This is a genomic window from Tolypothrix bouteillei VB521301 (assembly GCF_000760695.4).
GTDB classification, from domain to species: Bacteria; Cyanobacteriota; Cyanobacteriia; order Cyanobacteriales; family Nostocaceae; genus Scytonema; species Scytonema bouteillei_A.
The window spans coordinates 5937199-5961405 of sequence record NZ_JHEG04000001.1; the positions used below are offsets into that span (position 1 = coordinate 5937199).

The window sequence follows — 24207 nt, forward strand, 5'->3', positions numbered from 1 at the left end:
CATAAATTCTAAAATTTTATTTTTTGGAAAAATATTATATTTGAAAAGTTTCTCAATTAATTATGTAATATGTCTAACTTATAAAAGAAGTATTTACTATCTTAAAGAAACCAATCTGAGATAAGTCTAATACTTCAAAATTCATTCTACAGATAGAAAACCGACCTACTCCATAGATAGAAGATTGAAACAACAATAACAGATAAGTTTTCATCAGAAAGCCAACACCTACTGGATGGTAAGAACTATGCACAATCAGACACAATTCATCAAAAATTTTGTTGGCAGCTTTCTGGGAGTCGCTGGCATAAGTGCTGTGATTGCTTTTCCTACCATAGGACAAGCCAACATCAACCCTGGTTCTTCTGAAAACTCCGAGCATTCTATCCTTGCTCAGAAGACTCCAGGTACAGCAAACCCTGCTCCTGGCTCTACAAATCGTACTGGTTCGCCAGCTAACATAGACCAAGAATTTGTGACTCAGGCAGGGCAAAGTGACCAGTTTGAGATCCAGACAAGTCAACTAGCTCTTCAACGTGCAAAAAGCCCTGAGGTGAAAAAATATGCACAACAGATGATTAACGAGCATAAAAATTCCACCCAACAATTGAGAAAAATATCTCAACAGAAGGGTTACAAACTACCAACATCTGTAGGTGATGCAAATAGATCCTTATTGACGCAAGTTACAAATGCGACTGGTACAAATTTTGACCAAGCATACATGCAAGCACAGGTGGCAGCTCACAGGAAAACTTTAGCGAATTACCAAAACTACATTAGCAATGGGACAGACGCTGAGCTAAAAGCCTTTGCTAATAAAATTGCGCCAGTTGTTGCCAATCACCTCAATATGGCACAGAGCATGGTAGGAAACTCAGGTGATTCTGGTTCCAGTTCCGGAACTTCTCCTAGCGGTAATACACCCGGTACAACTAGACCTACTACGAACACTCCAAACACGGGAACTCCAGGTACGGGAACGACTCGTCCGGCACCAAATCCAGAGCGTTAAGAGGTTAAGGGGTTAGGGAATAGGGTATGTTTTCCTACTCCCAACCTTTTACTTTTTCCGAGCAACAATCTGAAAAAGATGCCAATATTTATCTTCTCCAAGAGCCGTTTTTCCAGGGTGTTCTTCTTCATCAAGTATCTCTATTTCAAAAGGTTGCAGTAACGCTTCCACTTGTAGGCGCGTATGATAACTAATGGTTGGAAAAACAGCCCAAGAGTCGCGATCGCCAAACAATTGTCCGCAAAATCTCCCTCTCGATCTTAAGGATGAAGTTATTTTGTCCCATAACTGAGGGAAATGTTCCGGCGAACAAAACGGCAGTGAAAAACTAGCGTTTACCATATCTACAGACTCTGGTAAAGTCACATATTCAAAGCGACTTATGAGAGTTTCTAAGAGTTGGTGATTGATATCCGGACGGTTCAACAGTCTTGTTATGGCTTCCGCTTGACCATCAACAGCTAAAACTCGCCAACCCCGACGCAACAGTTCCACTGTATCTCTTCCTTCCCCACAACCCAGATCGACTGCAAATTGTGATGCTCGTGTATGTGTTGTGCTATTTTCAAAGCTTTCCAATTCAAAATTTGCAAGGGCTGTCAGTAAGGTGTCTCGGGGAGAACGACCCACAACAGCATCATAATAAGCAGACCACCGATGCTCAAAAACTTCTGGAGAGCGATCGTTGTTTGAGCTTAACATAAGCAATTTAGAATCCCTATAAATAAAGCTGAAATTTTAATTGTATAAATATTTCTATACCCGAACCAAAAATGCTATTAGCAAGCAAATTATACCAGCTTTCCAATACTTAGGTTGTCAATGGGAAAAGTTTCGTAATTGAGTCATGAAGCTCCACGACTAGCTGGATTTTAAGTAAAATTACAGAAAGACATTATTAGTTATTCTAGTAAATTTACGGAAGACCGCGATCGTGGTAGAGAGTTAGTATTAATTTGTTAGAATAAAAAAAATAAAAATACAGTATAAAAGTTAGCGATCGCCACGCTATCAAAGAAAAGTTTTCCTATCTTGGATGTGAGATGAGCATTTAGACAAAGGCGTAAGGAAAAAGGTAGTTATTATACCTTTTTCCTTCTTCCTTTTTATACTCTTTTCATCAGTCACTAGTTACTAAAAACTCTCCCACCCTGTTGTTGAGATCCAGAGTGGGAGAGCCGCAAGTGTGAGATCTATACCAAGTAAGGTTCTTGGTGAGTCTTAATTGTGCAGTTAGAACGTGGGTAGGTTACACAAAGCAGAGCAAACCCTTGTCCTACTTGCTCGTCATCCAAGAATGTTTGATCGGATTGGTCGATTTCACCTTCAACCACTTTTCCAACGCAGCTAGAGCAAGCACCTGAGTGACAAGAGAAAGGCAAATCAATACCTTGTTCTCCTGCTGCGTCTAGGATAGTAGTTTCTTCATCGACTTCAATTGTGGTATCAAGATTTTCCTTCTTGTTGATCAGTCTAACTTGATAAGTAGCCATTTTCCAAATCCTCGCACACTCGGTACACAATGGTTTTATGGCTTCAAGGGTGTTTGCCAATTCATAATTTATAATTCATAATTCATAAATTACGAATTATTTACAGGGTGTACCTGCGGATGAGCAGTCAACTGTTTTAAAAGACTTTCCACAACCGCAAGTTTCTGTGGCATTGGGGTTGATAAATTTAAAGCCGCTTTCCATCACCCCATCCACAAAATCAACAATCATGCCTTCCAACAGCGGCGCACTATTGGCATCAACGTAAATCAGCACTTTACCTTCTTGGCTGACTACATCATCTGGTTGTGGCTTACTAGTAATTTCCATTGCATACTCATAGCCACTGCAACCGCCATCTTTGACAGAGATGCGGATACCTTTAGTTGGTGTAGTTGTTTCTGGGTTGGACCCTCGCAGTAATGCTCGCAGGTGAAATTCTGCTTTTTCTGTTAAAGTCACAGTCATTGAATATTCTCCTTAATTGCTAGTTGCTAATTGCTAATTGCTAATTGCTAATTGCTAATTGCTAATTGCTAATAGTTATTAGCTGTTAGCCATTAGCTGTTAGCCCTCCCTTATATCTCAGGAGCGGAGACGCTTTGCGATGCGAAGCTATGCCCGCAAGGGCTATATGCAAGTTGCCAGGGTGCAGGAAACCCGCTTACAGCACTGGTCTCACTGCCTGCTTTTTCTGGACTCACCATTAGCCATTAGCTATTAGCCCTTCGGGTTCGCCAGTTCCCTACGGCGGGAAACCCGCCTGCAGGACTGGACTCACCATTAGCCATTAGCCATTAGCCATTAGCTATTAGCCATTAGCCATTAGCCCTTCGGGTTCGCCAGTTCCCTACGGCGGGAACCCCGCCTGCAGGACTGGACTCACCATTAGCCATTAGCCATTAGCCATTAGCTATTAGCCATTAGCCATTAGCCCTTCGGGTTCGCCAGTTCCCTACGGCGGGAAACCCGCCCGCAGGACTGGACTCACCATTAGCCATTAGCCATTAGCCATTAGCTATTAGCCATTAGCCATTAGCCCTTCGGGTTCGCCAGTTCCCTACGGCGGGAAACCCGCCTGCAGGACTGGACTCACCATTAGCCATTAGCTATTAGCCATTAACGATCCGCCATTAATGTTTCCATCGGCGTAGATTGTGAGTATCGCCAAGGAGCATTGTTACCACAGACCGGACAAGAGCGATCGCGATAAGAACGACGTTTGGCAAACTCCATTCGAGACAAGTCTATGGTCAGCAATTGCGATAACAGAGGTTGACTTAACCCAGTGATCAACTTGATGGCTTCCAACGCACTTAAACAAGCTAGCGTGCCAGAAACAGCACCCAGAACTGAAAAACCGCGTCTATCCCAATCAGGCTTTTCAGGGAACAAGCAAGACAAGCAAGGAGTCACACCGGGAATAATCGTTGTAAGATATGCCTCCATTCCATCCATTGCTGCTTCCACCATAGGCTTACGCCAGCGCACGCAAGCTTCATTTAGCAGATCGCGCTCTGTAAAGTTATGAGCGCAATCAAGAGCCATATCAGCTGATTGTACTAAGGAATCCACATTTTCCGGAGTGATATATTCATGCACTGCTTCTATAACAACATCAGGATTGATAGCTTCTAGAGTTTCTTTTGCTTTGAATACTCTTGGCTTACCTACCCAATCATGAGTCATAAGAACTTGACGATTCATGTCGTCAAGTCGCAGGTCACCACCACGAACAAGAATCAGCCGCCCAACGCCAGCTACCGCAAGGTATAGCGCCGCTGTACCGCCCAATCCTCCTACACCGGTAACTAGAACTGTCGCTGACTTGAGGCGCTTCTGTGCTGTTTCTCCAAAATTAGGAAGCATCATTTGGCGACGATAGCGTTCTAATTCGGTAGGCGTTAGGTTTATCACTTTTTACCTCCTAATCAGAAGTGATTTCTGTCAGCGTAACTACATTTTTGGGCTTCTCATTAAACACTTTGAACAGCTTTTGTTCTTGGGGTGTTGAAGCGAGAAATACCTGATAAGCTTGTTGTAGCGCCTCACAATATTTACTTAACCGTTCCAGATCGCTGAGGTCAGTATAATTATTATCAATTTCCCCAATCAATTGAGAAAACTTTTTCAAAATATGCAGGCGATTGACATTAACAACCTTTTGATCGTAAGGCAGTCCAAAAAAGTCAAAATATTCCTCTGCTTGTACAATTTCTTTGAATTTACTATAATCCCAGGTCATTGTCCCTGCTCCAGTTTTTTTAGCTGTTGCTTGAGTTCATCTAATTGATGAAAAATTTCATAAGTAGCGGCTGCAACATCCATCAGTTGTTGGTAATCTGTAGGCAAACCTTCAGCTAGATCGTGCAAGTCCATTTTCATTTGACCTGCTTTACTATTGAGCCGTTTTATTTGAGTTTTTAAATCCTCAATACTAGTTGTTTCACTACCAGTTTGGGCCATCGGCATCTCCCGTAATATTGGATTTTGAAACGCACCCTCAACGCTGATATTTTTCTTGATTATCTGCGTACAGTCGTGTTAAGGGTGCGGTTGCTATTTTTGTAACAGATATAACGAATGATTTATCTGTCTCCTTAAAAGATATCTCATCCATCAATCTTGTTATGTTATTCGTTGTCAAAATCCCAAAAATTAACTCTTTAGATTTTGCTGACCTCAGGGTAACTTTTTGCTAGTTCAACTCCTTTTTGAACTAATTTTTCACCCTCTTCTGACAATTTTTCTAAGGAGTCAAACCCAAAACGGTGAGCGTCTCTTAAAGTTTTAACAACTAATAAAAGACGACCGGAAAAGACTAAAGCCCAGCCAAAACCTTCATGGCTTAAATCAACGACTACTTGAGATAGCAAACCTGTTTCTTGTTCAATACAAGCAGCTACAGCACGGTAAAATACCATAATCCGTGACACAGTCATCGGTTCAACCTCACCCTCAACAGGTATTTCCCGTTTCTTTTGTTTGCTAACAACATAAGGTTTCAGCAATAAGTCATCTGACCAATTGCGAAAAGTGCCATAACTGTCTTGACCTCGAATTTGCTGCACTATTGCCTTAAGAAAAGGTGAGTTTAAAATATCGGCTGCAGCCGTTCCGTTGACGCTATTAGATACACTCATACAGCAGCTTCCTCTTCTAATTCATTCTCAAAACTTTGGGGATTTTCCTGTAGCGCTTTACGCAACCAAGGTGGCGGGCTTCCGTTTAAAGTTTGTACTAAATTGTTCAAAACATCAGCGATCGCATCTTCTTCAGAACGTGCTTTGACTGGAGTCACACCTTTTTTGATTAACTTAGCAGCAGCAGTAGCACCAATCGCAGCAACGTAAACAAGTTTGCACTCAACTAATGCATCAATTTTTGGCCCGAGTTTATCTTCATTGCCATCTTGTTTGAGATTACCATCAAACTTAAGAGTTTCCAGAAACTCATATCCATCTTTTGAGACTTCATACACATCAATCTCTTTTGACCAGCCAAAATGAGCATTAATATGTATTCTGTCACTAGTTGTGAAAGCAACTTTCATCCTTGTTCTCCTCTCATCATATTAGCTAATAGCTAATAGCTAATAGCTAATTGTTAATAGCTAATTTAGTTTTTATTAGCCATTAGCCATCAGCCATCAGTCATCAGCCATTAGCCATTAGCCATCAGCCATTAGCCATTAGCCATTAGCCATTAGCCATTAGCCATTAGCCATTAGCCATTAGCAAGTTACTAACTCTCTCAACTGGTGAGCTTTGGCTTCTTCCTCTTCCATAAAGATATTGGCCAGATCGAACAGAATCTCGAGAGTACCTCGGTAACCTACTTTTGTATACAAACCGTTACCCAAACGGTCAAAAATGGGAATACCTTGACGGTAAATAGGAACGCCCAAACGCTTTGCGATCGCAACACTATGAGAATTTCCAATTAGCAAATCGGAACCAACAGCCAGTTGCTCAAAATCTTCTAAATCGCCTACAGTCACGCTATTTATAGGAAGTTTTTCCAACAGAGGAGAACGAGTTGTTGTCACTGCTGCGTGAATTTCAGCACCCATGGATTGTAAAAAATAAACTGTTGAACCGAGTAAATCCGGTTCTAGTGCTAGAGACACTCGCTTGCAACCAAAGAAAAAATGAGTATCTAACATAGCATCTTGTAACTGACGGCGTTGGCGGCGGTATTTTTCTGGTACCGCAGTCCCACTCACATCTGACAATGCTTGTAAGAAGTTATCAACTGGTTCTAATCCCGTCAGTTCGCCAAAAACTTCATAGGGAATGTTAAAGCGATCGTGCAGAATTTTTGCTGCACCCCGCATACTTTCACCTAAAGCTAAAGTGAATGCAGAATTACCAATTTCTCTCAATTCTGCTAAACTTGTACCCTTAGCTGTAATTGCACTATAAGAATCTTCCAAATGACCATCCAAAGATGCAGCCAGATCCGGTACAACAATGGGTTGCAGTCCAAAAGCAGCGACAATCTCTTTGATCTCCTCAACATCCCCAGGAGTAAAAGCAGAACTTGGCAGAATTGCAATTTGCATGGGATGGGGATTTTGCTCATCACTTTTTTGAGCCAGTTCTCGGACAATGCTCTCTACAGCAGCAGCATATCCATCTTGCAAAGAACCTTTAAAATCTGGAGAGGAGACCAAGACAACTGGTAAGCTATCTAACTCTGGGTGACGTTTGCGAATACCCCTAAGAATGTGGGGCATGTCATCCCCTCTGGTTTCCGTCAGTGCAGTCGTACACAAACCAATGACATCTGGCTTCAATCTTTCTGCTAGAGTCAAAATAGCTTGTTCAACATTTTCCTCTCCACCCAGTATCGTGCTGACTTCCGACATTGCTGTCGTTGACAGGGGAATTGTTTCAGAAAAATGCTTCACCAATAAAGACTTAGCAAAAGCAGTACAGCCTTGAGAACCGTGGAATAGTGGTATCATCCCCTTCAAGCCCAACAAAGCTAGAGCAGCACCCAAAGGTTGGCTGAGTTTCAAAGGATTTACTGCAACTGACGAATTGGTAACAGTCACGATCGCCATTTTAGATGACCTCCTTTAAAGAAGAGGGGGAGACAAGGGGAAGGGGAGAAGGGGGGATAACAGAGGAAGAAATTTCTCCCTCTCCTGTTTTTTCCCAAGGTGCAGGCTTACGGACTTGTTCCCACACAGGGCTATAAACGGCTTCATACAATTCTCTTGCCATTTCTAACATTCCTGTATAGCCAGCATAAGGGTGATGGCGTTCTTGGTTGATATGTAGAAAAGGAATTCGAGCTTTTAAGGCGGTGTACTGATTTCGTCCCCCAGCAATTAACATATCAGCTTTAGTTTCTTTAATAATTCGCAAGAGTTCTTTGGGACTTTCTTGTTCCAACATGATGCCATCTTGACCCAACAACTTTTTGATGCGGGCTTTGTCTTCTTCCGTGCTTTTTCTGGTACTTGTAGCGACAACTTCCATTCCCAAGTCTTTAGCTGCAGAAATGATAGACCAACTCTTAACGCCTCCGGTGTAGAGAACGATACGCTTTCCTTTTAATTTCTCACGATAGGGAGCCAGTGCTACATCAAGAGCAGCTGTTTCTTCTGCAATCAGCTTTTCAGTACGCTCTTGTAAATCCGCATCGCCTATCTTTGCAGCAATATTCCGCAGACAGCGGTTCATATCTTCTACACCATAGAATGATTCTTCCGTGTAGGGGATGCCATAGCGCTCTGCCATTTTTGTTGCCATATTGAGCAGCGCTTTGGAGCAAATCATCACGTTGAGTTTAGCTCGGTGAGCGTAACAAATTTCTTGATACCGAGCATCACCTGTAATTTTTGATAAGACTCTGATACCTAATTTTTGAAAAAGTGGCAAAACACTCCACATTTCGCCTGCAACATTATATTCGCCAATAAGATTAATGTCATAAGGTGTAGTATACTCTGGCTCAAATGAACGCTTTTTACCACATATAAATGGGATCGCCTACAAAATACCCTATAATGTACTCCGGCATAACATTAGCTAAAATCCACGCAACAAAAAGACTTCACCGATTGCATTGCTTGCGGTGATGGAGTGAATTGCAGTGTCGGGTGCAGTCGTCAACTTCTGGAAGTAAAGCATGAATATTCCGTATCGCTTGCATAAAAGAGAGCCTGCAAATGCTTTCACATTCACGCTCCTTAGCATAAGACTTTTGTCAATACAGTTTTTTGCAACTGAGTCTGCGCGATCGAGCATTTGATCGTGCAAGAAAAGACAACGACGAACTTTTACTTTCAACTTTATATTCTAAGCAATACCTGCATAGGTCAGGCAGCGCCAGAAATACACACCAGTGTAACTCCTTTGACAATTCGCAATTCTAACTCAGGTAAGTACTCATGAAAAAAGCTTTGATTGCTGCTTCCACGCTATTTGCTAGTGTAGAAATTTTGACACTGGTACATCTGCCAGTCATGGCGCTCCCCAAACCGAGTGTTCGAGTAAGTCAAGCGGTACAAGCACCCCTTCCCCCTAACTCTACAATTCAATCCCCCACGCCAGCCCTTGGGTTTGGTTTAGCAGATGGTACGCCTGTCAAAGTAAAATTTAAGCAAACAATTTCTTCTAAAACGGCTAAAGAAAACGATACGGTAGAGTTTGAAGTGTCTGAAAATGTTTTGGTGGGTAATGCAGTCGTCATTGCAAAAGGCGCGATCGCAAAGGGTATAGTCACAAGAGCAAGACGCTCTGGAATGTTGGGTCGAAAAGGAAAGCTGAATGTAGCGCTCAAAGAAGTCACTTTAGTCAGTGGCGAACGCATTTCTATTCGAGCAGAGCAAAAAAGCGGTGGTGGGACATCTGGAGGAGTCATTGCAGCAGCCGCAGTACTAACTCCGTTGGCTTTATTATTTAAAGGTAAGAATAGAACTTATGAAGCAGGTACTGAGGTTCAAGCCTTTGTGGATGGCAACTTTGCGCTTGACCGAAATAAGTTTAAAACAAACTTAAGGTAAAAAATGAGTTTCATATTATCTTTATGTCTATCTCTCCAAAATCCCGCTAAAGTTTTGTTATTTGATTAATTCGATACCTAAAATTTGCATCTACTTCAGCATAATTGCTTGTTGCCTTGAGTAAGTTATCATAACCGAGCGCGAACGCTCCCAGTCCAATTTACACCCATGCATCTCCAAAACCAGCAATTAGAAGACCGCAACAATTGTAATTTGAGAAAGCAGAACTGGTTACAATTGTTGCTGTTTTGTAGCACATTAACACTGTCAGGCACATCCGTTTGCGCTCAGATTACCCCGGATAACACATTAGGAGCAGAAAGTTCTTTCATCAGACCCAATATTTTCATCAACGGAGCAAATGGAGATCGCATTGAAGGTGGTGCTAGACGAGGAGACAATCTCTTTCACAGCTTCAGTCAATTCAATATTAATAACGGACAAAGGTCCCCGAAGAAAATTAATGAGGAAGAAGCGAGGATTGTGCAATGGATACCTTAGAACACTATCGCCATTTCTTGGAATATGTGAAAGAAACATTAAAACTATTTATATATGTTCATCTTCTAAAGCATTATTTTCAAGTTTTGTACTAAAAGGCAAAGTATCAAAACCTAAATTTTTAATGCAATAATTGAGGTTTCAACTTCTGTATTATTAATTGTTTCTCGATTGATTTTCAAAAATATGTGAAAACATTTCACATATGTATCCTCATTCAAAAAAATATAAATTTTAATTATATATAAAGCAATTTATAACACTTGATTTTACGTAGTCTTTAATTGGATCGCCTTTGAGAAAAAAGTTTGTCATTCATTGACCATAAAATCAAGTGTTGCCAATATCACATTATAAAAACCTTTTAATCTTATTTATTCTTGCGCTTCATCTTGAAAAAAAATTGGCATTAACCTAGCATTGAATAACAAATTTTGGGTGTATTTGCAGATTATTAGTAGTCAAACGGCTTCTTAAGTATATAAGTATAAGAGCCATAAAAAACAAAGAACTAGTAGTATACCCTCGCTGTAAATATGTCAATCACACGCCTGCGAACTTTTTTAACTACCAAAAGGCATAAATCTCAAATTATATTTTGGTTCGGTTTAAGTCTGATTTTTGCAATTATTTATAGTCTTTTAGAGCTAAAGCAGGCATTCAGTAGTGCCTACGTAGTACAAGATGATGCGCGGGTATATGTATCTTGGATGCAAAGATTTTTAGAATCAGACTTTCTGCCAAATGATTTGCTTGCCGATTATTTTCAATCCGTCACACCATTTGGATATGCTGCTCTTTATCGACTCATAGCATCTGTGAGTATCGATCCACTTTACTCAAGCAAAATCCTGCCACTCTTGTTGCTTTTGCCGACAACTAGCTACTGTTTTGCCGTTTCTATGCAGATATTACCAGTGCCAGCCGTAGGATTTCTGACTACACTGCTGTTTAGTCAAAATCTGGTAATGAGAGATGATTTAGTCTCGGCTACGCCTAGATCTTTTATTTACTTGCTGTTTCTAGCGTTTGTGTACTATTTACTGCGAGGTAATGCACTTCTATGTCTGGGCGCGATCGCACTATCTGGATTGTTTTACCCACCATTATTGTTTATCTTATCTGGAATCTTAATCTTGAGGTTATGGCATTGGCAAGACAAGCTCCCCCGTTTATCCCGGAATCGCCGAGATTACATATTTAGCATGACTGGGCTAGGGCTTGCCTTGATTATGATGCTACCTTATGCCTTAAGTTCTTCCGAATATGGTTCTGTAGTTGCACCAAATGCAGTTAGAGCATTACCAGAATTTTCTGAAACAGGACGGATACCCTTTTTTGATAACAATCTCGTCCAGTTTTGGCTATTGGGACAGCACAGCGGTCTTCTGGCAAATGTATTAGAACATCCACTATCCTCAATTGGTTTTTTATTACCAATACTGCTGCGCCATCCCGAACGCTTTCCTTTAGTTAAACGAGTAACCAGCAATATTAGACTTTTACCAAAGATTGCACTGGTATCTGTAGGGATGTTTTTTGCTGCTCATTTTACGCTTTACAAGCTATTTGCGCCCGCCCGTTATACGCGATATACACTCAAGTTTGTCATCATTCTAGCTGCCGGAATCGCGATCGCAGCGATACTAGATGCAGTTTTTCGCACGAGCAAGAAGTCCGCTCACGTTCCAGAGCATCGACAGTTTTTAGCCTTCGGGTTAACAGTCTTATTAGGAACTACCCTTGTGTTTTATCCTCTATTATTGTCACACTTTCCAAACAGCAATTACATCAAAGGTGAAGCACCAGTCATATATGAGTTTTTTCGGAAAACCCCGAAAGATATTCTCATTGCTGGGTTATCACCTGAAACAGACAATCTGCCAACATTTTCTCATCGATCTATCTTGGTTGGTTGGGAATATGCAGTTCCTTACCATACGATATATGCCAGCAAAATTAGACAACGAGCGACCGATCTCATTCGCGCTCAATATACTCAAAATTTGGTAGAAGTTCAAAATTTTATTCAAAAGTATGGGGTAGATTTTTTCCTGCTAGATCGCACAGCATTTACACCTGAATACATCAAAACAAATCCTTGGCTGAAACAATGGCAGTTCATAGCAAAAGATATTTTAGCTACACTAGAGCAGGGAAATACCCCAGCTATACTCAGCACGCTGAAGCGTTGTTCTGTAGAAGAGACTGAAACATTGATTGTACTCCAGGCAAAATGTGTGACAACTCAGAATTTATCTTGAACTAGAGTCAGTAACTAAGCCTCGCAATTTCCATCGAAGCTAGAATGTTAAAATGAGAGCGCTTATGCTGGATGAGTTAGAATCAGCATAGCGTACATTCGCTACATTATCGGTCTGAAATCCCAGCTTACAACTATGCAAGTTACCTTCGATTTGCCTGATGATTTTGTTGCCCGGTTGCGTCCACTTGAAGACAAACTGCCACAAATTTTAGAGTTGGGATTGCGAGAACTTAATGCGAGTGGTCAGAGTGAATTTTCTGGTGTAGCTGAAGTACTGGAATTTCTAGCCAGTCTCCCCACTCCAGAAGCCATTATTGCCTTACGTCCTTCTAAAACCCTACAAGCTCAGATTTCTGCTCTGCTGGAGAAAAATCATACTGTAGGTTTGACATCTACAGAAGAACAGTTATGGCAAGGGTATCAGTACCTGGAACATATTGTGAGAATGGCTAAGGCTAGAGCATTCTTAAAGCTCAAGGAAGTTCAAGGGAAATGAGTACGACCTACATTTCTGGTATACTGCAAACAACAAATAGTTTCGGTCTTGTTTCTTGATACTAATAAGCTATTGTTGCCGAATCATAGCCATGACAGGGCTAGCATTTGAGATGTGCTTACTATGAGTATGATGTTTATTCGTTCGCTGTTAACAGAAAAGTTTCAACCAATAAATAAGCTAAAAACATCGCTACAGAATGTTTTATGGCTTCAGATCGTTCTCAAAAAGTTCTAAAAATGCTTAATGACAGGTTACTCGAAGCTTATGAAAGATACTATGGAAATTTGAAGATTGGTGATATGTCTCCTAAAGAATTCATCAAAACCTATGGATGTATAGAGGATAGACTTAATAGCAATTTAAAATTGGAAGTTACAACCTCTTCTGAATCTACTTCAACTTCCTCTACAAACTCAGCTAGTACCGATCGCAGTTCCGAGTCATCTAATGACTCCCAAAATGTAGCTTAATAAGCAATAGCTGTTGTCCTCTTGGCATTTTCAAAGGTATCCCTATCTACAATCCGAGCGGGGATTGATAGGGTACTACTCCCTTAAATCCTTCATAACTGAAGGGCTGTTCATCCGGGTGACACTTCATAAAAGTTTTAGTCTACATTTTGGTTTTGCAGAAAAATGGATAAAGTCGAGCTAAGAATCTTTGTTTTTAGCAATAACCCAGCTTAAGACATTTAATACAGCAAATAAACTTGCACCTGCTTCACCTATATCAACAAGGATACTCTCTCCGGATTTTATTTTTATATTTATTTCTTGAGTTTGGCTTTTAAATGATGCTCCTATGCGAAACATTTCTTCTTTATTAATATCTGCGCTTTTCATTATTTCGTAATATAAACTATTCCGCTTTTGATTAACTTCCCAGACGAATCTTTTGTTTGTAATTAAGCACCAATGATGGACGCTTAGAAAATTTAATATAGATGGTTTTTCGTCCGTTTCTAAAGCCACTTCATGCAGCACATAATTTTTTGTTTCATTCGGAAAACTTTTGAAGGACATAATAACTTTGCTATTGATTTTCTTCCGAACAAAAATAGAAGATATTATATCGGAATCTAATATTTTTTTGCTGCTCATAATTGTTTTACTATTTCTATAACTTTATGATTGGTTCGCGTGACAGTCAAACCATATCTAGAAATGAATCGCGGATGGCAATTTAAAACTAGGAGTTACAACCCCTTCTGAATCTATTTCAACTTTCTCGACAAATTCAGCTAGTGCAGCTCGCAATACCGCGTCATCCAATGATTCCCAGAACTTAGCTTGAGACGCAATGACGATTTTCCTCTTAGCATTCTCAAAAGTATCCGGATCGACTATTCTACTTGGGGTTGATAGGGTACTAATAGTCGCTTCTATTTTTGCGATCGCTTGAATTATGTCTGGGTTAGAACTCCGCAGCCCTCGCAAAACCGACAATTCATTGGTTAACTTTTCTATTTGCTTGGTATGAATGACTTGTGTTGTCGCTGATTGATTTTCTAAATGCTCGATTAATTTGGGTGCATATTCGCATAAAGCTGCGATCGTCTTCGCTATAATTTCCCGCAATCGAGTACATTTTGAATTTTTGCAGTGATATTTTCCCGGTTTATTGTAATTCACGCAGCGCATATACTCAGTTCTCGTTTTATGTCGGGAAAAGTTACGATACATACCTCCTTCACAATGGCTGCACTTAATTAAGCCTGCAAGCGGATAGTCGCCACGTGTTGATTTTGTCGAACTCCGATACCTCCTATTTGCCGACAATTTTTGTTGAATTGCGTCTACAGTGGCTGAAGTAATCAGGGCTTCGTGAGTATTAAAATTGATTATTGGTTCTCGATTAATACCTTTTTTCTTTTTTATGAAATAAGCTGTATGTCCTTGTAAAGCAAGGTTTTTTACCCAATCTCGCAAGCCTGCAACAGTAAAAACTATTTCGTATTCATTATAAATGTAATTACATACATCTTTTAGCGATCGCATTTCCAAAATTAGCTCTATAATAATTTTTGCTAGTTCAAAATAGGTTTTTCCAGATTTTTCGTGAATATTTTTATTAGGGGTTAAACGCTGATTTTCATCTTTGGCATATCCAAATGGAGGAACGCAAAACTTTAATTGCTGCCGAAAATACTCGTTTCCTTGTTTAACCCGTTGGGATAATAGCCTTGATTCAAACTCAGCAAGCCCGGACATCTGGTTAATACTAAACCATCCAAAGGGGCTGTTTGGATCGACAGGTGCATCGAGTACCCGTAGATTGACATTATGCCTGACAAAAATGTCGATTGTCTTGTGAATAGTAATCACACTTCTACCCAAGCGATCGACACGAGTTATGATAATTTCGTCAACTTGGTTTTGTTGTACCAACTTCAGCAACTCATTAAATTGTTTTCTAGCATCGTTGCGTCCCGACTCAATATCAATCAAAACTTCCATTGCACCCGCTGCTTTTAATCTGGCTATTTGCTGATTGAGTGCGTCAAACTCCTCTGCTTGTTCTTGGGTGCTCACGCGGGCGTAACCGTAAACTCTCATGAGAATTTGTTCAAATCAATCCCAAAATAATATCACAAAAGGTGTTGTTGTAAGTGGTTGGGTTCACGTGTACCTACTACATAATCTAATAGAGCTTCACCTGCAAGGCGGTTGCCAAAATTCTTGCTACCAATGAAACCTGGAGCATTAACGGGGATAACAGGGGTGTTGATTTTCTCTCCAGCCGTTTTACACACTGCATCTAAATCTTCACCAATGAGAGCGGTGACACAGGTAGAGTAAACAAAGATAGCAGCAGGATGGTAGCGCTTTTCAATTTCCAAAATAGCTTTATATAACTTTTTCCCTCCACCAAAGATGACATCAGTTTCATCCATATCGGTGGTAAAGCCAGTCCTGTACAGCATTGGACCGGAAGAAAAACTACCGCGACTTCCCCAAGAATTACCAGAACAAGCGATCGGTCCGTGAACTAAATGAGCGGCATCGGTAATAGGTACTAGAGCAATCATAGCACCATCAAAAGCACAACCCCCTTGAGCAGCACCCGGTTTGGGTAATTGCGAACAAGACTTGTTTTTCTTGTCTCCATGCTTGTTTTTATTGTGTTCGCAACCGGGCTGAGTTAGCAACTCGTTAATTTTACTTTGGTTAATTTTCATTTGATTCCTCGCGCAGGATAGGATGGATAGTGTCTAATAGCTAATGGCTGATGGCTAATGGCTAATGGTTAATAGTAACGCACGATTAGCAATTAGCTATTAGCCATTAGCAAATATATTTCGTAATATCTTCTCCACATTCATCAGCTAAATAAGATAAAGCACGGAAACGCAAAGCAACAAACTCGTCATACAAAGGATTGAGTTTACAAAGCGGCGGAATGTGGAAAGTACGTCCAAATAATTTAATATCTCGCTCAAACGGACAACAGCAAGGAATCAGTTGACAAAGAAGATGAGCGAGGCGAGCATTTCTAATTTGAATTTTATCTACCAAACGGCGCAAAGGATATAAAATATCAAAGGAGCCAGATTTTTTGTTGTTTGGTGGATGATAGTTTGGATGAGTGTGGGTGTGATTTACAGTTTCCATAATAGATGATGGTAAAAATGTAAAAGAAAAAGGAAAAAGAAAAGTGATTGGGGATTGTTCGTAGTTAGTGGTTAGTGGTTATTAGAGAATTTAATCAACTACTAACGACTAACTACTGACTGCTAACCACTAACCATTAATCTTTTCCTTTTCCTTTCTTGGCACGTCGCAGGCTAACGCAATTCCTAGCGAATCAAGTCGAAGGAGATATCGGTCTTACCAGTAATGTTGGTGTTGCGATCCAACTCATCCAGAAGTGTGTTAACAACCCAGTTGAGTAGGTTTAAACCACCTTGGTAACCAACAGTTGGGTAGCGGTGCAAGTGGTGGCGATCGAAGAGAGGATAACCAATCCGTACCATTGGGATCTTGGTATCGCGCCACAGGTACTTACCGTAGGAGTTACCTACGAAGAAGTCTACAGGTTCAGTGAACAAGAGACTGCGTAGATGCCACAAGTCTTTTTGAATCCAAACAGTAGCTTGCTTACCGAAGGGGCTAGCGCTGAGGATTGCTTCCATTTCTTTCTTGAATTCGTTATCGCCATTGTTGCAGAGGATGTGTACTGGTTCAGCACCTAACTCCAACAAGAAGCTAACTACACTAATGATTAAATCTGGATCGCCGTAAATTGCGAACTTCTTGCCATGAATCCAAGCATAGGAGTCTGTCATGGCATCTACCAAGCGTCCCCGTTCGATTTCTAATTCTTCAGGGATAGGCTTACCAGTTAATTCTGACAGTGTCATTAAGAATTCATCAGTGCCTTTAACGCCCCAAGGACGCAATACCTTGGTTTGTTGACCCCACTTTTCTTTGACATACTCTTGTGTCTTTTGAGTGGAGTATCCTTGTAAGAACACGGTTCCATTTGCATTAATGGAATCAGCCGCATCTTCTAGCTTGGTACCACCTGGGTACATATTGTACTCACCGTTGTTTGGTGAATCCAAATAATCGCTGTTATCAGCCAGGATAGTATGGTCAATTCCCATCAAGCCCAGAATCCGCTTGATTTCGCGGTTGTTACCAGTGTAGGTATCAAATCCAGGAACAAAGTTCAGCTTGCCGTTGGTGGTATTTTTCTTCTTACCTTCTGTCAAATTAGACAGAATTCCCTTCATCATGTTGTCGTAGCCAGTGATGTGAGAACCAACGAAGCTAGGAGTGTGAGCAAAAGGTACGGGGAAATCCTGGGGAATTGCATCTGCATTCTTAGCATTACCAATGAACGCGCCCAAGTCATCACCGATAACTTCTGCCATACAAGTGGTGCTGACAGCAATCATTTTTGGCTTGTAAAGTTGGTAAGCAACTTGCAAACCTTCAATCATGTTGTTTAAACCACCGAATACTGCAGCATCTTCTGTCATAGAAGAAGAAACGGCGGAGAACGGCTCTTTGTAATGACGGCTGAGGTGAGTACGGAAATAAGCAACGCAACCTTGAGAACCTTGTACAAAAGGTAAAGTACCTTCAAAACCAGCAGCAGCAAAAATAGCTCCTAAGGGTTGGCAACCTTTTGCAGGGTTAACTGTTAACGCTTCACGAGCAAAGTTCTTTTCACGGTACTCCCAGCTTTTTGTCCACTCAGAAACCCGTTCTACTTCTTCGTCGCTGTGTCCGCCTTCAAACTGTTCTCTTTTGTTCTTGAATAACTCTTGGTATTCTGGTTGTTGGAACAGCTCTGCGTGGTCTTTAATTTGTTCTGGATTCTGAGGCATTGATGTTCTCCAAGCTTGCTGGGTTATATGTTTTAGGGGTTGAGGATTGGGGGTTGGGGATTAGGATTGGGGATTGAGGTATGAGTTCTTCCCCCTTGTCTTCCTTGTCTCCCTACTCCCTATCCCCCAGTCAGGTACTACCTGAGAATACTTAGTGAAAGAAGGGCTGTTACCTCATCTTTACCCTTGTTCCCAAGCTCAGCCTGGGAATTTATTAGTTGAGGCTCCGCCTCATCTTTGGTTACCAAGCTGTTAACTTGGTAACCGATCGCTCTAGAAATTAAGCGCTAACTTTAGCTTTAGCAGTTTCTTTTTTCCAAGGAGTTGGAATAATATCCCAAGTGGGGCTGTTGAGAGCTAAATCCATATCACGAGCAAAAACTGCGAAACCGTCATAACCGTGATAAGGACCGGAGTAATTCTGTTTATGCTTTAATATATTTTAGCTGTGTAATGTTTGCTGCAAGCAATGTCAAAGCTAAACAGTGTTTGCGGGTAACACATTTATTTTTAGACTAAATTTAGGCTAAAGACACCCAAATGGAAAAACAGGGTATTGACAAATATCAGCAAGCTTTTGAAGACTTAGAGCCAATTTCATCGACTGATGGTAGTTTTCTTGGCTCAAGTCTGCAAGCACAGCAACAAAGAGAGCATATGCAAAATAAAGTATTACTGGAATTAGAGAAAGTTAATCAGCGTTTGAAGTTGGCAAAGACAAAGGTGACAATTCGGGAATCAAACGGAAGCTTGCAGTTACGTGCTACGTTACCAATTAAACCGGGAGATAAAGATACAAAGGGAACCGGAAGAAAGCAATACAATCTCAGTTTAAATATTCCAGCTAACTTAGATGGGTTGAAAACTGCTGAGGAAGAAGCATACGAATTAGGGAAGTTAATTGCAAGGCATAGCTTTCAATGGACTGATAAATATTTAGGAAATGAAGCTATTAAGAAAAGTTTCAAGACAATAGGAGAATTACTGGAAAAATTTGAAGAGGAGTATTTTAAAACACACAAACGAACAACAAAAAGCGAACATACTTTTTTTTATTACTTTTCTCGAACAAAACGATTTACAAATCCTTTGGATTTAGCTTCTCCAGAAAATTTGGTAGCATCCGTTGAAAAAATTGATAAAGAATGGGCAAGATATAATGCAGTTCGTGCGATCTCAGCTTTTTGTCTAACTTTTAAAATTGACATTGATTTATCGAAATATTCCAAAATACCTGAGTGTAATTCCCGTAAGATACCTTCAGATGAAGAAATATGTATGGGAATTTTAAAATTTGAAGATTACTTAAAGAATAGGGGAAATCAAGTCAACCAAGATGTCAAAGATAGCTGGCAACTTTGGCGCTGGACTTATGGAATGCTAGCGGTTTTTGGTTTGCGACCGAGAGAACTTTTTACAAATCCCGATATTGATTGGTGGTTAAGTCAAGAAAACCTAGACTTGACATGGAAAGTTCATAAAGATTGTAAAACGGGAGAGAGACAAGCATTGCCATTACACAAACAATGGATTGAAGACTTTGATTTAAGAAACCCAAAATATGTAGAGATGTTGGCAACGGCTATTAGCAAGAAAGATAAGAATAATTACGCAGAGACAACCGCATTAACTCAAAGAGTAAGTTGGTGGTTTCGTAAAATAGGATTGGATTTTAAGCCCTACGATTTACGTCATGCTTGGGCGATTCGGGCGCATATTCTGGGAATCCCAATTAAAGCAGCGGCGGATAATTTAGGTCATAGCGTGCAAGTTCATACTCAAACTTATCAGCGTTGGTTCTCGTTGGATATGAGGAAGTTAGCGATTAATCAAGCGTTGAGTAAGAGAAATGAACTGGAGTTTATTCGGGAGGAAAATGCTAAGTTGAGGATGGAAAATGAGAAGTTAAAGCTAGAGATTGAAAAGTTGAAAATGGAGTTGCTTTATAAGCGGAGTTGAAACACAAAGCAACATTGATGATTGCAAAAATAACTTCATGTGTTTCCTTGCGATCGCTATTCGCAATATTCGTTATTGTGCAAAATCCACTCATCTAAAATTCAAAATAGCAAAACCTGCAACTTGAGCGCTTATTGTGTTTGTTGCGACTCTTTACCCTCTGTGCGAAATTGCCACATCATGAAAGCAAAAATGTCAGATCTTTCTTGGAAACGTTGCATTTTGGTCGATCCAACACCATGTCCCGCTTCACAGTCAATGCGGAGTAAAACAGGTTTGCCACTGGCTGACGCCGCTTGAACGCGTGCTGCAAATTTGGTTGATTGCCAAGGTTCGCAGCGCGTGTCAGTCATGCCGTGTATAATCATCATTGCTGGATAATGAATGCCATCTTCAATATGCAAAAAAGCGTCCATTTCATAAAGAGCTTTGAATCCAGCGAGACTCTTACAACTTCCAAATTCACGAATGTTGTTGACTCCGTTGGGAGTGGTTTCAAAACGTACTGGATTTAAAGCACCGACTCGTAGTATTGCCACAGCAAACAAGTCGGGACGCTCGGTGATGGCTCTACCGATCGCAATACCACCTGCGCTGAATCCTTCAACTGCTAGCTTAAAACGCGAAGTGTAGTTATTTTCGATGAGATACTCAGCACAAGCAATCAAATCTTTCCAAGTATTCGGTTTGGTTTGTTGAAATCCAGCCCGATACCACTCTTCCCCTTTTTCACCACCACCGCGCACATGGGCAAATGCGGCAATTCCGCCTTTCTCGTACCATGCATAATCTTGATGTTGATAGGGTAGATAGAGAGAAAACCCATAAGCTCCATAACCATTTAGCCAACAAGGATTTGAGCCATCAAGCTTAATTCCTTTTTTGTAGATAATTGACATTGGCACCCATGTCCCATCATGCGATCGCACTTCAACTTCTTCAACAATTAAATCATCCGGTGCATCATATTTCCCTTTTGGTTGTAGAAGAATCTCCACAAACGTTTTTGTTTTCGGATTGTATTCGTAGATGCTGTTAGATCTCGTCCAAGAAGCCATTGTTAACAGAATCCCATCTACTCTAGAATCATTTTTTGACAATCTTGCGTCATTGCCAAAAAAATCCACCGTTCCATCAAAAGGAAGTTCTAGTTCTGTCGCTGTACCACCGTAAGGAATGCGAATCACTTTATCGCTTCCACCACCATCCATCAGTACGTAGAGTGCATCAGTAGCTGCAAATATGTTGTTTGCGGTTCTATCACTTTGCGCTAAGACAAGTTCAGCTTTTGAAAGCTCGGGGTTTTCTAATGAAGTTTTGACAATCTTGTAACGAGGTGCATTTTTATGTGTGACCAAGTATAACTCTTCTCCATGCACCTCAAAGATGAGGACTTCATCTGATATGTCACAAACCTTCTTCCACTCCGGTGCGCCACGATGAAATGAATCAAGAGTAGCAACATAAAGGTCGATTTCTTTCTGCGTACCGTAAAGAACGACTGCAAATAGGTAGTCAGAATTGGGGACAGTAACGATAAATGGAGATGCTACGGGCGAAACACTCACGCTTGGGGAGATTTCATGTCCGAGTATAACTTTATCTTCTGTGATATCAGTGCCAAGCCTGTGCAAATAGACTTTGCTCATTTGATACTTTTCAGTGACTGCCATACCTTCTTTCATCTCCTGGTAACGAGTGTAGAAGAATGACTGACAATCGGGTAACCAAGTCCCAATCCAATGTATCCGAGATATTGGTCGATCTACATCTTCTAAGGTTGCGGTATCAATTGTGTACAGCGAAGTCTCTTCCGAGCCGCTAGCTGCAATCCCATAAATGACATATCTACCATCCCACGATGGCATGAAGCGATTAATTGCGTGTGGCTTACCTGTTTCTCTAATAAATTTGTCAGGATCGACCAAAAGAATTTCGTCACCGTCTGTGCTGCTATGCATATATAACTTCCACACATCGTCTTGCGCTCCACATTTAAGGTAAAAAACTTTGCCGTTGACAACCCGCAAAACACAGTTCACCTTGGACACAATGGAAGCGTCTAATTCTATCATGCGAGTGAGAAAGGCATCGCGCTCGGGTAGTTCTGCAAGGCTGTGGCTTGTAAAATCAGCTTGCGCTTTTACCCACTTCTGTACCTCTTCATCTTTGAAGTTTTCCATGTAACGGTAATTGTCCGTTACCTTTGTGCCGAAGTAGTCGTCTGTGACAGGTGTAACTGGCGCAACGGGTGGCTTGAGTTTTTCAGTCATATCTTGTGTTTCTTCAGAAGATGCGATCTGAGTTAAATGTATCTCAAATAACCGACGCACGCTGAGTCCGATCTTTACAACCCCAATCGAACAGTTTAAGAAGCAGAAAATTCTTATTGTTGGGTTTATAAGAAATTGATACTATTAACAAAGTGGGCGATTAAAGTACCAGAATGGTAAAAGCATTATGGCAAAGCGTAAAAAAAACAACCTAGAGTGGATGAAACAAACGCTTGAACTAAAACCAGATCATCACTGGGAAGGTCCACCAGGTTACAAAATCTTTGTGGCAGATCGGGGAGCAGTTCGTTTCAATGTACCGCAGGATTGGGCTTTTGAGCCACAAGAAAAATCATTTAAGTTCTTTGATAAAAAACCACCCGATGAGGATTGTTGTCTGGAAGTCTCTTTCAATCGCCTACCACCCCACGACTGGAGTCTGTTTCCACTAAAATCGACTCTGAAGAAAGTTGTAGAAAATGAAACTCGCAATGTCATTGCCAAGGGAGAAATAATTACCGTCAAGCGCCAAACTGCCAAGATTGTCTGGACAGAGATTAAGTTCATCGACACCCAGGCGGAACCAAGGGAAGCTTTCTCGCGGACTTGCATTGGTTTGGGATCGAACATTCAGTGCTTGATTACGTTTGATTATTGGGTAGACCAAGCAGAACAGCTAACACCTGTTTGGGATGAAGTGATGCGTAGTCTCACTCTAGGGTTATATATTCGCGATCCATTGACTGGTGTGGCTTTTCCAGATTAAGTTTCCCAGCGATCTAGCAATGGATCGACAACTTCTTGTTCAATTTCAGTTGGGTTTGGATTGTAAAATTCATATAGCTCGTCATTATCGCTCTCCTAAAGTTTCTTGAATATGGTTTTCCAACCATCGTTCATACTCTTCAAGTTCGGCTACTTCTTTCATTAATTGTTGTCGGCGTTCTTTAATTTCTGCTAGATGTTTAAGTAAATTGCTACCATCTAGTACAGACTGTACTAGTAAACTAAATTCTTGTTGGGAAATTTCTCGACCAGCAAAGGCTGTGGCTTCTAATTCATCTAGTTTTGCCCAACGTTGGAGTTGTTCGGGAGTGGGAGAATGAGTCATTGGTGTTTCTGGTTAATCAAGTGGTTGTAGTTGACGGCGCTGTTTTATTTCTGACAAAACTGTATTGGCTATATATTCGGTTACTATTAACTCTCTCGAATAATCGGTTTCTCGAAATCCAATATTTTGATAGAACTCCTTAGCTCTTTCAATTGTTAGTACTTTTACAATACCACCAAACCCACTTGATTGACTTTCTCCGATGATACCTTCGATTAGCGAGGTAGCAGCGCCTTTACGTTTGTAGATGATGTCTTGACCTGGTTGTTCAATTACATTCCAGGGAGCATTAGTCAAGCTTTCAATTATAATACCTTGTTTTAATTCTGCTTCAATTTCTATTTGTTCAATTGATATGATTGCTGCAGCTTGTAATATTCCTGAATTGTCAGTAACTCCTCGATAACTACTACTATTGGCTCCAGAAAAAGCTAGTGCTTCCACTTTTGCAACACAATCTCCAAATCTTGTTCCAAATATTCTATGTATGTCACCGCTATAAAAGGTATTAATGTATTCTCTACATTTGTTATTCCATCTAATTAACTGGATACGAAAGTCTGTTGATGTGCCAATGATGTAGTTGAAAATATTCATATTAGTCTAATAAAACAGAAGTTCAAAAAGTTTTGATTTATACTGTTTTTCTTTAATAAAAATTTAATTTTTTCCTACAAAGTAGACAGGATTTGCATTTTATCTTCCGGGTTATCCAGAAAATATTATCATTAAAATAC

25 protein-coding genes and 3 pseudogenes are annotated in these 24207 nt (G+C 40.6%); 8 read left to right on the forward strand and 20 right to left on the reverse strand.

The annotated features are described in order from the left end of the window. Nucleotides 1–247 precede the first annotated feature (247 nt). A complete protein-coding gene (locus HC643_RS23920; RefSeq protein WP_050045221.1) occupies nt 248–1015 on the forward strand; it encodes a DUF4142 domain-containing protein in 768 nt (255 codons plus the stop codon). 48 nt (nt 1016–1063) lie between these two features. On the opposite strand, the gene HC643_RS23925 is transcribed toward HC643_RS23920, so the two are convergent. From HC643_RS23925 to HC643_RS23975, 11 genes and pseudogenes are all read right to left on the reverse strand, one after another. Continuing rightward, nucleotides 1064–1717 carry a class I SAM-dependent methyltransferase gene (locus HC643_RS23925; RefSeq protein ID WP_038073677.1) on the reverse strand — a complete coding sequence of 218 codons (654 nt, stop codon included), beginning with the start codon at nt 1715–1717 and terminating at the stop codon, nt 1064–1066. A gap of 491 nt (nt 1718–2208) precedes the next feature. Then, nucleotides 2209–2508, reverse strand: a complete 300-nt coding sequence (locus tag HC643_RS23930; protein ID WP_038073675.1) for a 2Fe-2S iron-sulfur cluster-binding protein — start codon at nt 2506–2508, stop codon at nt 2209–2211. Nucleotides 2509–2604: 96 nt separating this feature from the next. Beyond that, nucleotides 2605–2976, reverse strand: a complete 372-nt coding sequence (locus HC643_RS23935; RefSeq protein WP_038073668.1) for a HesB/IscA family protein — start codon at nt 2974–2976, stop codon at nt 2605–2607. A gap of 651 nt (nt 2977–3627) precedes the next feature. Further along, the gene (locus HC643_RS23940; RefSeq protein WP_038080143.1) at nt 3628–4425 is read right to left on the reverse strand and encodes a HesA/MoeB/ThiF family protein; all 798 of its coding nucleotides are present in this window, start codon (nt 4423–4425) and stop codon (nt 3628–3630) included. Between the two features lie 10 nt (nt 4426–4435). After that, nucleotides 4436–4753, reverse strand: a complete 318-nt coding sequence (gene nifW / locus HC643_RS23945) for a nitrogenase-stabilizing/protective protein NifW (protein ID WP_038080145.1) — start codon at nt 4751–4753, stop codon at nt 4436–4438. Beyond that, on the reverse strand, nt 4750–4974 hold the full coding sequence (locus HC643_RS23950; RefSeq protein ID WP_038080180.1) for a CCE_0567 family metalloprotein: 225 nt from the start codon (nt 4972–4974) through the stop codon (nt 4750–4752). The genes nifW and HC643_RS23950 overlap by 4 nt, the downstream gene beginning before the upstream one ends. 200 nt (nt 4975–5174) lie before the next feature. Continuing rightward, a complete protein-coding gene (locus HC643_RS23955) occupies nt 5175–5651 on the reverse strand; it encodes a NifX-associated nitrogen fixation protein (RefSeq protein ID WP_038080147.1) in 477 nt (158 codons plus the stop codon). Next, a complete protein-coding gene (nifX, locus tag HC643_RS23960; RefSeq protein WP_038080149.1) occupies nt 5648–6061 on the reverse strand; it encodes a nitrogen fixation protein NifX in 414 nt (137 codons plus the stop codon). The genes HC643_RS23955 and nifX overlap by 4 nt, the downstream gene beginning before the upstream one ends. A 180-nt stretch (nt 6062–6241) precedes the next feature. After that, complete coding sequence (nifN, locus tag HC643_RS23965; RefSeq protein WP_038080152.1) at nt 6242–7576, reverse strand: nitrogenase iron-molybdenum cofactor biosynthesis protein NifN; 1335 nt, start codon at nt 7574–7576, stop codon at nt 6242–6244. 1 nt (nt 7577) lies between these two features. After that, nucleotides 7578–8474 (reverse strand): annotated as a pseudogene (locus HC643_RS23970) (nitrogenase component 1); the annotation flags it as partial. A gap of 75 nt (nt 8475–8549) precedes the next feature. Next, the gene (locus HC643_RS23975) at nt 8550–8810 is read right to left on the reverse strand and encodes a hypothetical protein (protein WP_153021550.1); all 261 of its coding nucleotides are present in this window, start codon (nt 8808–8810) and stop codon (nt 8550–8552) included. Between the two features lie 101 nt (nt 8811–8911). Between HC643_RS23975 and HC643_RS23980 the strand changes: the two genes are divergently transcribed. The 5 genes from HC643_RS23980 to HC643_RS24000 all read left to right on the forward strand — a co-directional run bounded on the left by HC643_RS23980 (nt 8912) and on the right by HC643_RS24000 (nt 13262). Then, nucleotides 8912–9526 carry a hypothetical protein gene (locus HC643_RS23980; RefSeq protein WP_050045219.1) on the forward strand — a complete coding sequence of 205 codons (615 nt, stop codon included), beginning with the start codon at nt 8912–8914 and terminating at the stop codon, nt 9524–9526. Nucleotides 9527–9694: 168 nt separating this feature from the next. Beyond that, nucleotides 9695–10027 (forward strand): hypothetical protein, encoded by a 333-nt coding sequence (locus tag HC643_RS23985; RefSeq protein WP_050045218.1) that lies wholly within the window; start codon nt 9695–9697, stop codon nt 10025–10027. Between the two features lie 536 nt (nt 10028–10563). After that, on the forward strand, nt 10564–12291 hold the full coding sequence (locus HC643_RS23990) for a hypothetical protein (protein ID WP_050045217.1): 1728 nt from the start codon (nt 10564–10566) through the stop codon (nt 12289–12291). A 135-nt stretch (nt 12292–12426) separates the two neighbouring features. After that, nucleotides 12427–12789: a hypothetical protein gene (locus HC643_RS23995; protein WP_038080158.1), complete on the forward strand. Its 363-nt coding sequence runs from the start codon at nt 12427–12429 to the stop codon at nt 12787–12789. 206 nt (nt 12790–12995) lie between these two features. After that, on the forward strand, nt 12996–13262 hold the full coding sequence (locus HC643_RS24000) for a hypothetical protein (RefSeq protein WP_038080160.1): 267 nt from the start codon (nt 12996–12998) through the stop codon (nt 13260–13262). 180 nt (nt 13263–13442) lie between these two features. On the opposite strand, the gene HC643_RS24005 is transcribed toward HC643_RS24000, so the two are convergent. From HC643_RS24005 to HC643_RS42635, 6 genes and pseudogenes are all read right to left on the reverse strand, one after another. Then, a complete protein-coding gene (locus HC643_RS24005; protein ID WP_038080162.1) occupies nt 13443–13892 on the reverse strand; it encodes a hypothetical protein in 450 nt (149 codons plus the stop codon). 57 nt (nt 13893–13949) lie between these two features. After that, a complete protein-coding gene (gene xisF / locus HC643_RS24010) occupies nt 13950–15347 on the reverse strand; it encodes a fdxN element excision recombinase XisF (RefSeq protein WP_038080165.1) in 1398 nt (465 codons plus the stop codon). A 53-nt stretch (nt 15348–15400) separates the two neighbouring features. Continuing rightward, a pseudogene (locus tag HC643_RS24015) lies at nt 15401–15970 on the reverse strand (nitrogenase component 1); the annotation flags it as partial. Between the two features lie 106 nt (nt 15971–16076). Beyond that, nucleotides 16077–16403, reverse strand: coding sequence for a Mo-dependent nitrogenase C-terminal domain-containing protein (locus tag HC643_RS24020; protein WP_050045216.1), 327 nt, complete (start codon nt 16401–16403; stop codon nt 16077–16079). A gap of 185 nt (nt 16404–16588) precedes the next feature. After that, nucleotides 16589–18127, reverse strand: a complete 1539-nt coding sequence (gene nifK / locus HC643_RS24025; protein ID WP_038080167.1) for a nitrogenase molybdenum-iron protein subunit beta — start codon at nt 18125–18127, stop codon at nt 16589–16591. Nucleotides 18128–18407: 280 nt separating this feature from the next. Continuing rightward, a pseudogene (locus HC643_RS42635) lies at nt 18408–18557 on the reverse strand (nitrogenase molybdenum-iron protein subunit alpha); the annotation flags it as partial. A gap of 110 nt (nt 18558–18667) precedes the next feature. Here HC643_RS42635 and HC643_RS24035 point away from each other — a divergent pair. After that, nucleotides 18668–20086 (forward strand): site-specific integrase, encoded by a 1419-nt coding sequence (locus HC643_RS24035; protein WP_202048650.1) that lies wholly within the window; start codon nt 18668–18670, stop codon nt 20084–20086. Between the two features lie 131 nt (nt 20087–20217). On the opposite strand, the gene HC643_RS24040 is transcribed toward HC643_RS24035, so the two are convergent. Next, a complete protein-coding gene (locus HC643_RS24040; protein WP_137986111.1) occupies nt 20218–22419 on the reverse strand; it encodes a prolyl oligopeptidase family serine peptidase in 2202 nt (733 codons plus the stop codon). A 127-nt stretch (nt 22420–22546) separates the two neighbouring features. Here HC643_RS24040 and HC643_RS24045 point away from each other — a divergent pair, with 127 nt between their 5' ends. Continuing rightward, nucleotides 22547–23125, forward strand: coding sequence for a hypothetical protein (locus HC643_RS24045; protein WP_038078019.1), 579 nt, complete (start codon nt 22547–22549; stop codon nt 23123–23125). An 84-nt stretch (nt 23126–23209) separates the two neighbouring features. On the opposite strand, the gene HC643_RS24050 is transcribed toward HC643_RS24045, so the two are convergent. Together HC643_RS24050 and HC643_RS24055 are read right to left on the reverse strand one after the other, a co-directional pair. Beyond that, complete coding sequence (locus tag HC643_RS24050; protein ID WP_038078012.1) at nt 23210–23470, reverse strand: hypothetical protein; 261 nt, start codon at nt 23468–23470, stop codon at nt 23210–23212. Between the two features lie 12 nt (nt 23471–23482). Continuing rightward, entirely contained in the window at nt 23483–24067 is a 585-nt protein-coding gene (locus tag HC643_RS24055) for a GNAT family N-acetyltransferase (RefSeq protein ID WP_137986110.1), read from the reverse strand. Nucleotides 24068–24207: the final 140 nt, after the last annotated feature.